Source organism: Novosphingobium sp., assembly GCF_025351285.1.
GTDB lineage: Bacteria > Pseudomonadota > Alphaproteobacteria > Sphingomonadales > Sphingomonadaceae > Novosphingobium.
Genome location: NZ_JANXWG010000064.1, coordinates 1 through 13,842, shown reverse-complemented (window position 1 = coordinate 13,842; position 13,842 = coordinate 1). Strand labels below are relative to the sequence as shown.

Annotated in this window: 10 protein-coding genes, 1 tRNA gene and 1 pseudogene; 4 read left to right on the top strand and 8 right to left on the bottom strand. The window is 63.1% G+C overall.

Going from position 1 to position 13,842, the window contains the following annotated elements; translation table 11 throughout:
* Positions 1–44: 44 nt before the first annotated feature.
* Entirely contained in the window at positions 45–2,534 is a 2,490-nt protein-coding gene (locus Q0R16_RS07825; protein WP_295634584.1) for a TonB-dependent receptor, read from the top strand.
* Between the two features lie 34 nt (positions 2,535–2,568).
* Positions 2,569–3,873 carry a metallophosphoesterase gene (locus Q0R16_RS07820; protein ID WP_295634581.1) on the top strand — a complete coding sequence of 435 codons (1,305 nt, stop codon included), beginning with the start codon at positions 2,569–2,571 and terminating at the stop codon, positions 3,871–3,873.
* Between the two features lie 10 nt (positions 3,874–3,883).
* Here the strand turns inward: Q0R16_RS07820 and Q0R16_RS07815 are convergent, their stop codons facing one another.
* The 5 genes from Q0R16_RS07815 to Q0R16_RS07795 form a co-directional block, all read right to left on the bottom strand.
* Complete coding sequence (locus Q0R16_RS07815; RefSeq protein WP_295634578.1) at positions 3,884–4,348, bottom strand: DUF1465 family protein; 465 nt, start codon at positions 4,346–4,348, stop codon at positions 3,884–3,886.
* 27 nt (positions 4,349–4,375) lie between these two features.
* The gene (locus Q0R16_RS07810; RefSeq protein ID WP_295634575.1) at positions 4,376–4,666 is read right to left on the bottom strand and encodes a DUF1153 domain-containing protein; all 291 of its coding nucleotides are present in this window, start codon (positions 4,664–4,666) and stop codon (positions 4,376–4,378) included.
* A 147-nt stretch (positions 4,667–4,813) separates the two neighbouring features.
* On the bottom strand, positions 4,814–5,740 hold the full coding sequence (locus Q0R16_RS07805; RefSeq protein ID WP_295634572.1) for a sensor domain-containing diguanylate cyclase: 927 nt from the start codon (positions 5,738–5,740) through the stop codon (positions 4,814–4,816).
* A 529-nt stretch (positions 5,741–6,269) separates the two neighbouring features.
* Entirely contained in the window at positions 6,270–6,950 is a 681-nt protein-coding gene (locus tag Q0R16_RS07800) for a helix-turn-helix transcriptional regulator (protein ID WP_295634569.1), read from the bottom strand.
* 88 nt (positions 6,951–7,038) lie between these two features.
* Positions 7,039–7,650, bottom strand: a complete 612-nt coding sequence (locus tag Q0R16_RS07795; protein WP_295634566.1) for a TetR/AcrR family transcriptional regulator — start codon at positions 7,648–7,650, stop codon at positions 7,039–7,041.
* Between the two features lie 186 nt (positions 7,651–7,836).
* Between Q0R16_RS07795 and Q0R16_RS07790 the strand changes: the two genes are divergently transcribed.
* A complete protein-coding gene (locus Q0R16_RS07790; protein WP_295634563.1) occupies positions 7,837–10,206 on the top strand; it encodes a TonB-dependent receptor in 2,370 nt (789 codons plus the stop codon).
* Between the two features lie 21 nt (positions 10,207–10,227).
* Here Q0R16_RS07790 and Q0R16_RS07785 read toward each other — a convergent pair whose 3' ends face one another.
* Positions 10,228–11,889, bottom strand: coding sequence for a M20/M25/M40 family metallo-hydrolase (locus tag Q0R16_RS07785; RefSeq protein WP_295634560.1), 1,662 nt, complete (start codon positions 11,887–11,889; stop codon positions 10,228–10,230).
* Between the two features lie 45 nt (positions 11,890–11,934).
* Positions 11,935–12,363 (bottom strand): hypothetical protein, encoded by a 429-nt coding sequence (locus tag Q0R16_RS07780; protein ID WP_295634557.1) that lies wholly within the window; start codon positions 12,361–12,363, stop codon positions 11,935–11,937.
* A gap of 255 nt (positions 12,364–12,618) precedes the next feature.
* Here Q0R16_RS07780 and Q0R16_RS07775 point away from each other — a divergent pair.
* A tRNA-Thr gene (locus Q0R16_RS07775) sits at positions 12,619–12,694 on the top strand.
* Positions 12,695–12,936: 242 nt separating this feature from the next.
* Here the strand turns inward: Q0R16_RS07775 and Q0R16_RS07770 are convergent.
* A pseudogene (locus Q0R16_RS07770) lies at positions 12,937–13,842 on the bottom strand (IS3 family transposase); the annotation flags it as partial.

Genomic DNA, 13,842 nt, shown 5'->3' with positions numbered 1-13,842 from the left:
GCTGCTGCGAACATTCCCGAGAATCGGGACCGTGAGGGGCAACCATGATTGATCAATTCCGCGCCCGGCTGCTTGCCGGATCTGCAGCATTTGTGCTCGCGACGTTTGGTGGAAGCGCCCATGCGGCAGCCGCTGGCCCGCAAGCAGCGGCTCAGCCCGCTCCATCAGCCGACACCGCGGATGCAGACGCCAGCAAGATCGGCAACGCGGATGACATCGTCGTCACCGGCACCGCGGTCAACCTGTCCACCCCGATCACCGCTTCGGTCCACACTTTCGAACCGCAGGCGATCGTCAGCCGATCGATCATCGAGGATTCGGTTCCGGCCACAGCCGACTTTTCGGATGTGATCCTGCTGACGCCGGGTGCTTCGGGCACCAGCAACGGCGGCGGGCCGGGCCTTTCGGAATCGAAGACCGTGCTGCGCGGCTTTCAGGACGGCTTTTTCAACATCACTTACGACGGCGTACCGTTCGGTGATTCGAACAATCCCACGCATCACTCGACCGCTTATTTCCCCGACGGTACATATGAACGCATTATCGTCGATCGCGGGCCCGGGTCGGCGACCGATCTTGGCCAGGCCAGTTTCGGTGGCAACATCCACCTGATTTCGCGTGAAACCAAGGACAAGGCGTTTATCGAGGGCCAAGGGGTCTATGGCTCGTACGATACGTACCTGGGACGGTTGACGATCAACAGCGGTTCGATCGACAAGCTCGGCGGGCTGAAAGTTATCGCAATCGGCGAATACAAGGACACGCAAACGGCGCTGTCAGGTTCGAATGCCTGGTTTATCAACGGCTTCATCAAGGCGGAAAAGCCACTGGGCGACAATGCCAAACTGTCGATCCTGACCAGCTACAACCAGGATTTCTACCGGCAATCGGACAACAACGGCGTATCTTGCACCGGTTCGATCAAGGCCGCGGCGCCGGGCGGTCCATACCCGCAGGACGATGGCAACAACTGCCTCGCCACCTCGCAAGTGGGGCTTTATGGCAAGAGCTTCGGCTTGGTGAACTTCAACGAAGCCCGGTTTGCCGGCACGCCGTTCGCCAGCGCGCGCAACGATTTCAACTGGACCAACAAGACCACCGACTTCGAAATCGCGCGGTTGCAGTGGAACATGACCGACAACCTGACGCTCGATAACAAGTGGTACACGTACTTCTACAAGAACTTCACCGTATCGACCGAATCCAGCACCACGCCCTGCACCGGGGTGCTGGCGCAGAACACCTGCGGCGGGATGTCGACCAAGCTGGCCCCATCGGGCGCGCTCGGCAACGGCGGAACTGCCACGGCGGGTGACATTCCCGGCTACACGAAGGTCAACCAGTACCGGAATTATGGCGACATTCTGGAACTGACGCTCAAGACTGCGATCGGCATTGCGCATCTTGGCGCCTGGTTCGAGCATTCGGCATCGCACCGCTATCGCTACGATTACGACTTTACCAAGGGCTTCCAGAGCGGCGCGTTGACCGCCAAACAGTTCGACTTTGCCGGCATGGCGCAAGTGTATAACTACAAGGAAACCAACAAGGTTTTCAACACGCAGCTCAATGGCCAGCTCGTCCCGGCCTATATCGCCTATGACGAGAAGACGAGTTGGGACCAGATACAGGGCTTTGGCGAGTTCGAATTCAAATTGCTCGACAACCGGCTGACGCTGACGCCGGGCGTGAAGGTCCAGAATTTCACCCGCCGGATCAATACCCCGATCGCGTCGCAAAAGACGCGCGTGGGCATTCAGACTTCGGATAGCTACAAGCCGACATTGCCGTATTTCTCGGCCAACTTCCTGATCAGGCCCGATTGGTCGGTCTATGCGCAATACGCCAAGGGCTTCCTGATCCCGCAATTGGCGGACAGCCTCGAGGTGATTTATCCGACCGCGAACGGCGGCACCACTTGCGTCGTGCCGGGCACGGCTGCCGGTGCAACCAACTGCAACCTATCACCCACCAGGACGACCAATTACCAGTTCGGCACGGTCTATGCTGGCGATCGGCTGAACATCGATTTCGATGGCTACTATATCGAGGCCAGCAACTCGATTTCGACCGATCCCGGCACCGGCATCTCGGTTACCAACGGCAATCCGGCGCGCTACAAGGGCGTCGAGGGCCAGGTGAGCTATCTGCTGGTGCATGGGCTGACCGCGATCGCCAACGGTTCGATCATGAGCGCGAAGGACCATGTCACCGGGTTGTGGCTGCCGCAGGCGCCGAACTACACCGCCACGCTGGGTATGGTCTATTCGGGCCCGCGCTTCAAACTGAGCATGATCCAGAAGTTCACCGGCCGTCAATTTGCCGACGGTGGCGAACTTGTCCGCATTGCACCTTACAGCCTGGGCATCGCATCGGGCAGCGTGAAAGTCGGACCGGCTTGGCTGGGCGTGACTGTGTACAACGTGTTCGACAACCGTTCGACCACCAAGATCGGCAGCTCGACCGGCGCGACCCCGTTGTACTTCTTCAATCCGGGCCGTAGCTACCAGGCGCAAGTCAAGTTCAAGTTTTGATCGAGCGGGCAGGAGAATTGGGAGCAAGCTGGCCATGAAGTTCTGGTCCATCGCCGTGTTGGTATCGATTGCGCTGGGTCTGGCTTCGGGCGCGAAGGCCGCCGACCGGACGTGGGTGGAAATGGCACCAGGCGGCAGCGTCGTGCGGCTGATTACGGACGCGGCGGCTTGTCCGAGCCTGGTCGTCGACGGCCGCACGGCCGGCATGGACGAGCGCGTGTCGCCCGCGACGTTGCCCGCGCGCATCAACAACGCCAAGGTTGACGCACCGCTTTCGTTTCCGGGCAGGGTTTGCGAACGCGCGCTGTCGCGGCAAACCCGTCGCGCTGCCTATCAGGGGCATCTCCTGCCCCTTCCGCGCGCGCGGATCGATCGGATCGTGGTGATGGGGGATACCGGGTGCCGGCTCAAGGCTGCGGACGATGCCTGGCAGGGCTGCAACGATCCGGCCAAATGGCCTTTCGCCGCGATCGCTGCGCGCGCAGCCGCGATGCGGCCCGATCTGGTGCTCCACGTGGGCGATTACCTCTACCGCGAGAACGCTTGTCCTGCGGGCAAAGGTGCCTGCGCCGATGCCGTGTGGGGCTATGGCGAGGCTAGCTGGCGCGCCGATTTCCTCGATCCCGCCGCACCGTTGCTGGCCGCCGCTCCGTGGGTGATGGTGCGCGGCAATCACGAGGAGTGCGCGCGCGCGGGCGAGGGCTGGTGGCGGATGTTCGATCCCCATGCGCCTGCGCCAAGGCAGGATTGCGTGGACCCGGCGCACGATCAGTTGGGCGATCGCGGAGCGCCATATGCGATCGATCTCGGGGGCGGCACGCGGATCGCGGTTGCCGACCTGGCCGGGATTGCCAAGACTGAAAAACACGATGAAGCGCTGCGCGACTCTTACCGCAACGACTTTGCGCAGATTGCAACGCTGCTGCGCGGCAGCCGCTTCGGCATCGTCACCGCGCACTATCCGCTCAATCCGGTGTCCTGGCGCAAGGATGCAACGGACGAGGTCACAATCGGGTCAAAGCCGATCAAAGCGCTGGGTGCGCTCGGCAAGTTGAACACCGCGGTGATGATCGCCGGTCACGTTCACGAATTCCAGGTCGCCCGCTTCAGCGATCGGCCGACGCAAGTCATCGCCGGCTTTTCGGGCACCGCCGAAGACCCGCCCAAATCGCCGGGAACGCTTGCGCAAGCGAAAGGCAAGCCCGGCGCCGGGCCGCTGGTGAGCCTCACCACCGTGCAGGATGTTTTCGGCTTCTGCGTAATGGAACGGCGGGGCAAGGGCTGGATTTTGACCGCTTACCATGCCGACGGCACGGTGATCGGGCGCTTCCGGCTTTGACCGGGTGCCATCATCCGCACAGCAGCCCGCGCGTGAGTCTGTCGCGCAGTCCTTCCACCGCACTCCGACCGGCCGGTTTGATGCGCCAGGCTTGTTCGAGCCGGATGATACGATCGTAGAGGTGTTCGGTCTCGCGAATGATGTCCATCATCGCCGGGGGGAGGTGCGGTTCGTTATCGGGATCGGTCGTCGGCACCGGGATCACCAGCGGACAATGCAACCGCAATTGCAGTTCGGTCACTTCGCCGGCGCAGAACGCACGGTGATTGAGCAGCCATGCCAGGCACTGCAACACGCGCGTCCTGGCGCGCAGCGCCTCGCACGATAGCGCCACGCGCGTCAGGTCATCGGCGCAGGTCGCGGCATTGCGGTGGCGTGCCTGCTCGAACCGCGCGCGCACTTCATCGGCCAGCACCAGCGCTTCGACATAGAGCGCTTCGACCACGCGGGGGTTAAGGGTGCGCAAGTCTGCCATGGCGGGTTCGCGAGCCGTGCCCTTTCCTCAATGCCGTTTGCGCAAGTGGCCATGGTCCTGAGTATGCGTGATCCTCAGACCGGGCATGCCGACCCGTCGCAACGTGATCCGCCAGCTTTCGAACTCTTCGAGCGAAAGCCCATATCGCATCAACGCTTCGTCGACCGACAGCAGGCCGCCGTTGACTGCTGCAACCACTTCGGCCTTGCGTCGCGCTACCCAGCGCGTGGTATCTGCGGGTGGGATCGTATCCATCGTGATCGCCTCGCCAAGCGGTCCGACGACCGCTGTGGGGCGGAATTTCTGGTTCTCGAGCATCGTGTCAGGCCTCGTTCCCGTGTCGGTTCAAGCCCCCCTGGTCCTTACGAATATTCGACCAAACGCCGTTAAATACTCCTTAAGCCCAGCCTGCACTTACCGTGTGTCAGCACCGGTTCGGCGGGTTTCAGGTCGTAACCTTCCATTTCACGCCCTGCGCCGGTTGGGCCAGGGCGCTTTTGCCGAATCCTCGGTTTCGAGCCGGTTGGGCCCGCGCGACTTGGCGAAGAACAGCGCGAGTTCGGCGCGCTTGATGGTGTTGTCGGGCGATCCGCCGATGCCGGCGATGCCTGCGCTGGCGCTCAACGCGAAGCTGCCCGAACCGGTGACCTGGCGGATTTCGCCCAGATCGTCGAGCACGCGCGCGCAGATCGCATGCGCACGCGTGGTGGAAGCGCCGGGCAACAGCACTGCAATGCTGCCTCCGCCGATCCGCGAGATGATGTCGGCGCTGCGCATCATCGTCATCAGCAATTGCGCGAACACCACCAGCACTTCATCGCCGAACGAATGGCCGTAGCGCATGTTGATTGCGCGGAAGCGGTCTATGTCGAAGATCGCCAGGCATCCGTCCATGCGCTCATCGACCATGTGCTGGAGCATTGACAGGAACGCCTTGCGGTTGGTCAGCCCGGTCAGTGGATCTGTCAGTTCGGCGGCGAATAGCTTGTCCTCGAAGCTGCGCCGTTCCTCGATGCTGCGCATCAGGCTGACCGCGCCGTAGATCGCACCGGCATCGTCGGTGAGCGCGCGGATCTGGATCTGGAACCAGCGCGCGGGCGTGTTGTCCGCAGCGGTGGCGAACTCGATCCAGCCGCCGACTGCCCGGCCGGCGATGACCGCTTCGTGTTCGGCGCGGATTGCATCGGCATGGTCGGCATCCACCAGGTCGAGCAGATGCGGCTGGACCAACGCATCGAGACACCGCGCGGGCCACAGCCCCAACCGCTCCATCGCGGACGACGCGTGCAGGATGAAGCCGTTGCGGTCGGTCTTCAGGATGATGTCGGTGGTCGTCTCGGCCAGCAGGTGGAACAGCGCAGAACTTTCCTGCGACGTGAATTGCACTCTCATCGACGTTTTGCCCCCCCGGCATGGCCTGGCGCGGACGCGCTCTCAAGCCCTGATGAATAATGTATGGAATATAGTTGCCGGAAAATCTTTATTGGTCGTCATAACCTCAATAAATCTTCCGGTATTTGGAAAGTTAGCTAACGACATTAAATACAGACTCGCTGCGATGGGGATATTTACCACGAATTAAATGAGTGCCAACAGTCTTCATCTGGCGCGCGCCATGCAAATTGATATCGCTGGTCGGTTTTGCGCGGATGCAACGGATGCCGCGTCGGAAGCGGTCGACATATCGCTTTGCAGGGAACCGTGATGATCATGACAAATCAGCGGCAAAGCGCGCGCCGCGTGGGCGGGCAGGGCGGCTTCGCGATGCCCGGCGGATTTCGTGGCAGACCAGCCCAGTGTCTGCCCGGGGCACTATTTGCGCAACACATGCCTTCGGCTTCGAGCACGAATCGGCCGGGGGAGCAGGCATGCCATTAGCGCGGCAACGTTAGCCCGGCGACTTACCTTGCGCGTACCCGCGTCAAAGGTCGATCATGATCCTGATCTTGTCGGTGGTGGTGCCGACAGCTTCGGCGATTTGCTCTTTCGAGCGCGCGATCAGCTCGAACAAGGCGGGCGAAATGCGGCTCTGCACAAGGTCGGACGGGTGCACGCCATAAACGGCGGCAAGCGCCTCGATCCGGCTCTCGACTGGCTTGGCCTTGCCCTGTTCCCAGGCCCACACCGTCGGCTTGCTAACCCCGAGCTGCGCCGCGACTTGCGCAAGCGTAAATCCGCGGTCCTTGCGCAGGCGCTGGAGCCGGGTCCCGAACGATTCGCCTGGAGCCGTTTCAGGGGATCGCTCGGCCAGTTCGAGTGGTTGCCCGGGCGTGGCTCGCAATTGTGCGGCGCTGAGCGCGGCTTCGGAGATCGGTTGCTCGAACTGGCAGCCCGAAAGGTCGTCGCTGGTCCAGATCACGCGCGCCCAGGTAGCGGTGGCATGGGGGAGGTCGATCTCGATCCGCTCGCCCACGGTCAGCCGGATCGCGGTTTCGAGCAACAGCCCGCTGGTCGATACGTTGTGGACGCGCACGTTGGTTCGCGCGCCCGAAGGCAGCGCGCCTTCGGCATCGAGGTGGAGCACGCGGCGCGGATCGCGGGCTTGGCCTGCGGATGTGGTCGCGGGGGAAGGGGCCTCGTCCATGTGCGCGGCAATGGCCATCGGTTCAACTCGCTTGGGGAAAAGCCGAGCTTCATCGCCAAGGGTTAAAAGGTGGTTAGCGGCGGGGCGGACTGCCCCGACATTGCGTTCAACCGCGCGCGATGCCCCGCCGCACCATGGCATTGGCGATTTCGGCGACATCATCGACCGAGCGGTCCGCATCCATCACGCCGAACCGCAAACCAAGGAACACGTTCATGCCCATCACCGCCCAGGCGTGGACTTCGTCGATCGGCACCGAAGTGTCGCCCGCCGCCTCGGCCAGCTTGAGCCGGCCCAGGATGCGCGCGGCGCCGCCAAAGTAATGTGTGCGCCAGGCGTCGTTCGCGACGAATTCGGCCTCGTCGATGATGCGGTACAATTCCTTGTGTTCGCGCACGAAGCCCAGGAACGCGGAAAGTGCCGGCTGCTCGGCCGCGATCACGCCCAGTCCGTTGTTTTCGACTGCTGGCGCTACCTGGTCGCGCACGCGGTTGGACAAGTCTTCGACCAGCGCGCGGAACAGCGCGTCCTTCGATTCGAAATAGGTGTAGAAACTGCCGAGCGCGACCCCGGCGCGGCTGGTGATCGACACCACCGAACTGTCGTGAAAGCCCTTTTCGCCGAATTCCGCTGCGGCCGCATCGAGCAGCGCGCGTTGCGTGCGGCGGCCGCGTTCGGTGCGCGGCGAGCGCGGATCGGCAGGCGAAATCGCACTCATTGCTGCCGCCGACACCGCACTTGCCGGTGTTGCCGCTGTCGCCTTGTTGCCACGGTCCTGACCCAAATGCGTTCCCCTCGCACAATCGTAGTTGAAACACGGTTCAACTTTCAATAACCTGCCATCATCGCGGTTGGAAAGCAACCGGGCCACCGTTTGGGGGCCAGAATCTGGGAGATAGATGGCATGATCGGCATCCACGGTAAATTCGCGCGTTCGCTGTTGCTGGCAGGGTTGGCCTGTAGCGCCTTCACGGCAGACGCCGCCTTCGCCCAAGCCGCGCCCGAAGCGCAACCCGCAGCCGAAACGGCGACGCCGGCCGATACCGATGGCGCGATTATCGTCACCGCGCGCCGCCGCGAGGAATCGCTGCTCGACGTGCCGATCGCGATTACCGCGCTCAGCGCCGAAAAGCTGGCGCAGCGCGGCGCTCTCGACATCACCTCGATCGCGCAGACCACCCCCAACGTCACGCTTTCTCCCAGCCGCGCAACCAATTCCACGCTCACCGCGTTCATCCGCGGCGTGGGCCAGCAGGACCCGGTCTCGGGCTTCGAACAGGGCGTCGGCATCTATCTCGACGACGTCTATCTCAACCGTCCGCAGGCCTCTGTGCTCGACATCTATGATGTGGAGCGGATCGAAGTGCTGCGCGGGCCCCAGGGCACGCTTTACGGGCGCAACACCGTCGGCGGTGCAGTCAAGTACGTGTCGCGGCGCCTGCCCAACGATTTCGCGCTGTCGCTGCGCGGCACGTACGGCGAATACAACCAGGCCGATGGCGTGGCCTCGGTCAGCGCGCCGATCGCCGATGGGCTGATCCGAGTGGGCGCCACCTTGGCCCGGCTGACGCGCGGCGGCTTCGGCACCAATTACACCACCGGGTTGTCCAACTACAACAAGGACATCTGGGCCGGCCGGGGCACGGTCGAACTCCACGGCAACAAGATCTTCGTGCGCGTATCGGGTGATTACACGCACGATCGCTCGAACGCGCGCGGCGGCCACCGCCTGATCCCTAGCCAGCTTACCGGCACCCCGGTGCTGCCCAACGTGTTCGATACGCAAGGCGGGCTCAATTCGCCCAAGCAGGACGTTGAGGCTTACGGTGGTTCGATCTTCGTCGAGGCCAAGCCGGTCGACGGGCTGACGCTGCGCAGCATCACCGCATACCGCAAGGACAACAGCGCCTCGCCGATCGATTTCGACGCGCTGCCCGCGGTCGATGTCGATGTGCCCGGCTTCTACAAGAACTACCAGCTGAGCCAGGAACTGCAGGTCCTGGTTGACACCGGCCGGTTCCACGGGTTGCTGGGTGCCTATTACCTCAACGCCGATGCGCTAACCCAGTTTGACGTGCGGCTGTTCACCACGCTCAACGGGTTGACGGCATTTACCAACGCCGACATCCGCACCGATACGCTCGCCGGCTTTGGCGATTTCACGTACGACCTGACCGACCAGTTCAGCGTCTCGGTCGGTGGCCGCTACACCTGGGATCAGCGCAAGGCGGTCATCCTGCGGCAGAACTACCTGGGTGGCGGTTCGCCGGTGTTCGGCGGGGCAGGGGTCGCTTTTGGCGCGCCCGGCACCAACTTCCGCGGCGAGCGCACCTTCCGCAAGTTCACCCCGCGCGCATCGGTCACCTTCAAGCCCACGCCCGACCACACGCTCTATGCAAGCTTCAGCCAGGGCTTCAAGGGTGGCGGGTTCGATCCGCGTGGCGCCGGTGTGAACACGCCCGACTACAACAAGGACGGCGCGGTCAGCCAGGACGAGATCGCGCAGTTCCTCAGCTTCGCGCCCGAACAGGTCAACAGCTACGAGATCGGCTACAAGGCCTCGCTGTTCGATCGCAGGCTGCAGTTCAGCCTCGCGGCGTTCCATGCGGATTACACCAATGTCCAGATCCCCGGATCGGTGGCGTGCGTGGTGGGCGGATTGCCCAGCTTCTGCGGCGTGGTGTCGAACGCCGGCAAGGCCAGGCTGCAAGGCATCGAAGTCGAAGCCAGCGCCAAGCTGGCGCGCGATTTTGCTACTGCGGGTGACGCGCTGACGCTGTCGGGCTCGTTCGGGTACATCGATGCCAAGTACAAGCAGTACATTACCAACATCGGCGGCGTGCCGACCGACGTGGCGGCGTTCCGCAACTTCCAGAACACCCCCAAGTACACCGCCAGCGCTACACTCGATTACACCACGCCCATCGCCGGCGGATTGCTCGATCTGTCGACGACCGTGTCGCACCGCAGCAAGACCTACCAGTTCGAGATTCCCAACCCCTATCTCGACCAGAATGCGTTCACGCTGTTCGATGCCAACGTGGTCTATACCGCGAAGGGCGGCCGCTGGTCGTTCGGCGTCCATGGCAAGAACCTGGGCAATATCAAGTACAAGGTGGCGGGCTATACCTTCTTGGCCGCCAATGCGACGACAGGTGCCCTGACCACGAAGGCCGACGGCACGCTGATCCCGTCACTGGGCAAGGAAGGCGTGCTCAGCGCATTCTACGGCAACCCGCGCCAGGTGTTCGCGACTGCCACGCTGAAGTTTTAAAGGACCGAGGCCGCGCGGGAGCTACTTCCGCGCGGCCGCGCTTTTGTCGCGAATGGCCTTGAATTCCGAACCCGGCTTCCACTGCGGCCACCGGCTGGAATGCGCCAATTCATCGGTGATCGTGCCGATCAGATCGATATCCTGAACCGCGCCCGCGAGGTTCCAGTCAGGCCCGATGGTGTCGCACGTCTGGTGGTAGCATTTGCCGGTATAGGCATCGATCCACGCCTGCCCGGCCGCGACCCCGCCCTGTTTCAGGTTCGATGCCCCGGCGATGCCCATCATCAGCAGCACCGGCACGCCGCGCTTGGCCATCGAGAAGTGATCGGCGCGGTAGAACAATCCGCGTTCGGGCAGGCCTTCGATCGTGACCGTGCGGCCCTGTAGCGCGGCAACGCGCGCCATGTCGTCCTCCAACGTATCCTGACCCTTGCCGACCAGCACCACGTCCTTCGCCGCGCCTGCGGTCTGTAGGATGTCGATCGCCAGGTTGGCCACGGTCTTGTCGAGCGGGAACACCGGGTTGGATGCGTAGAATTCCGAACCCAGCAGCCCGCGTTCCTCTGCCGTCCACGCAGCAAACACCACGCTGCGCGCCGGTGGCGGGCCGGCTTTCAGCGATCGCGCGATCTCGAGAATCCCCGCCACGCCCAGCGCATCGTCGTTCGCACCGGGGCGGAAAACGCGGCCTTGCGCATCGGGCTTGCCTTTGCCGTACGCGTCCCAATGCGCGCCGAGCATGACCACTTCATCGGGCCGCGTGGTGCCGGGCAGCCGTGCCAGCACGTTGTGGCTTTCGACCAGTTCGTGGTTGACCGGAATGTCCGCATCGAAGGTCACGCCAACCAGCGGAACCGGTCGGAACGAAGGCGAGCGTGCTTCGACCCGCAGCTTGGCCAGATCCAGCCCCGCCGCAGCAAACAGCTTCGCCGCCGCATCGCCCTCGATCCAGCCTTGCAGCGCCAGGCTGGTCAACTCGTCGGGCTTGCGGGCAATATCGTAATTCTCGCCGCCGGGGCTGATCACCACGTTCCAGCCATAGCCGGCGCCCGGCGTGTCGTGGACGATCAGCGCGCCGATTGCGCCTTGGCGCGCGGCTTCCTCGAACTTGTAGGTCCAGCGGCCGTAGTAGGTCATCGTCCTGCCGCCGAATTTGCCCGCAACCGCCTCGCCCGGAGCAGCGGCGAAATCGGGATCATTGACGAGAAACACCACGACCTTGCCCTTGAGGTCAGCGATCTTGAAATCATCCCACCCGCGCTCGGCCGCCTTCACCCCATAGCCCACGAACACCAGCGGAGCCTTCGCGATCCGCGCATTGTCTTCGGGGAGCACGGTCGAAAGATAAATGCCCTGCGCTTGCTCTACCGGCATTGCGCCCTGCGGCCCGTTGAACGCCAGCGCCTTGGGAGTGCCCAGCCGGGTATGCAGCAGGGGCACCGCCTGGACCCACTGCCCGTCCGGTCCCGCCGGCTTCAGCCCCAGCGCACGAAAGCGCTGAACCAGGTATTCGATCGTGCGCGCTTCGCCAGCCGTGCCCGGCGCGCGTCCTTCAAAGGCATCGGACGACAGCGTGGTGACCGTTGCGCTTAGCTGTTTCGGATCGACCGCGACCTTGGCAGGGGCGGACTGGCTCATGCCGGCAAAAAGCGCTGCCGAGAGCGCAAACGTGCTGATTTTCATGACCGCAGTCTACGGCACCCGCAAGCCTTCGCAACCGGGATTTGATCAGCGCGTGCCCTGCGTCACGCTTACGAAGCCGTTGCTTCCGGTCTGGCTGACCACCGAGAGATTGCCGTTCGACAACTGGAACACCGTACAATCGTTGCCGGTCCCGCCTTGGGTGATCAGCGAGGCGTTGAACAGGCCCGGCTGCTCGATCACGACGGTATTCATCAGGCCGAGCTGCGCAATCAGCGATGTGTTGCCAGCAGGATCGGCGGGCATCGCGGCGGGCACGAACGCCATGCCGGCGCCAGCCTGTTCGATCGGGACCGTAACTTGCGCGGCGGGGGAAGGGGCCAACTGCTCGATCGAGACCGATTTTTGCGACGGGGAACCGACCTCATCGACAATCTGGAAGGCCACGTCGGCGCGGGCCGGCAGTGGTGACGCCAGGGCGGCAAGCACCACGAACTTCAATAGGGTGTGCGACACGGGCCAGGACTTCCTCGTTTGCGCAATCGGCCCGGAATGGGCGACTGCGGACGTGGCCGGGATAGACACACGCCAGTGGCCGGATGGTGTGTGTCGGGGTCCGCAATGATGCGGGGCCGTTGTCTCGGTGGCCTTAACCAAGCTTGCGCAAAAGCGATTGCGTCTGATGACAACGACAGCTAAGTGCGCCGCCTGCCACCACGGCATCGTCCAAGGTTTAAACCCCTGAGGCGCGTGGGCAGGCCCAGGTTCCGGGCCGCTTTAGCTCAGTCGGTAGAGCACATCATTCGTAATGATGGGGTCAGAGGTTCGAATCCTCTAAGCGGCACCACCTTTTTCCAGGGGGTTGAAATCCCTCGAAAAACCCCGATTCCTTCCCTTTCTGACTTCGCCAGGGTACAAGGCGAGGGTACAAAGTGGTGGGTTTCAAGTTGCAGCATATTCTTCGTCATAGCTCTGGCCGGCTCACCTACCGTCGTGTGGTCCCGGAGGACCTGAGGCAGTTCGTCCCCGGAGGCGCGCGCGAGTTCAAGAGGTCGTTGCTGAGCTGCTGCCGGTCTCATGGACACGAGGTTAGGCTACATTAGCCTGCTTCTCGAAGTCTATGGGGCTGAGATACCCCAAGGTCGAGTGTCTGCGTGTGGGATTGTAGAAGCGCTCGATGTAATCGAACACGTCGGCCCTTGCCTGGTTGCGCGTGCGGTATGTTTTCCGCGCGATGCGTTCGGTTTTCAGCGAGGAGAAGAAGCTCTCCATCGCAGCGTTGTCCCAGACGTTGCCCGACCGGCTCATCGAGCAGGTGACGCCGTTGTCGGCCATCAGCCGCTGAAACTGCTCGCTGGTATACTGGCTACCCTGGTCCGAGTGATGCAGCAGCGCGTCGGGCTTGCCGCGCCGCCAGATCGCCATGACCAGCGCGTCGGTAACGAGTTGTGCTGTCATCGTGTCGCTCATCGACCAGCCGACCACGCGCCGGGAAAACAGGTCGATTACCGCGGCCGCGTACAGCCATCCTTCGGCGGTCCAGATGTAAGTGAAGTCCGCCACCCACTTCTGGTTCGGCGCGTCAGCGCTGAACTGCCGATCGAGAACATTGCCGGCGATGACCGAGCGTTCGCCATGATCCTTGGGCAGCCCGCGGCGCCGCGGGCGTGCCATCAGACCATGCAGCCACATCAGCCGTTCGACACGATGCAGACCGCATGAAAGGCCTTCGGCCAAGAGATCGTGCCAGACGCGGCGTGCACCATAGGTTCGGTAGCTGGAGACGAAGCTGGCACGGATCTTCCGTTCATACTCTTCGTCGCTGCGCGACCGGGCGCTCGGCGCGCGCACGAACCAAGCATGAAAGCCACTGCGCGAGACACCGCCAAAAATCTGGGAGCGCCCCGCAAATCCATGACACCGGCCAGATTCCTCGATGCTTTGCGATGAACCCGAACTTCATATCGAGTCCCTGGCAAAGTAGGCCGCGGCTTT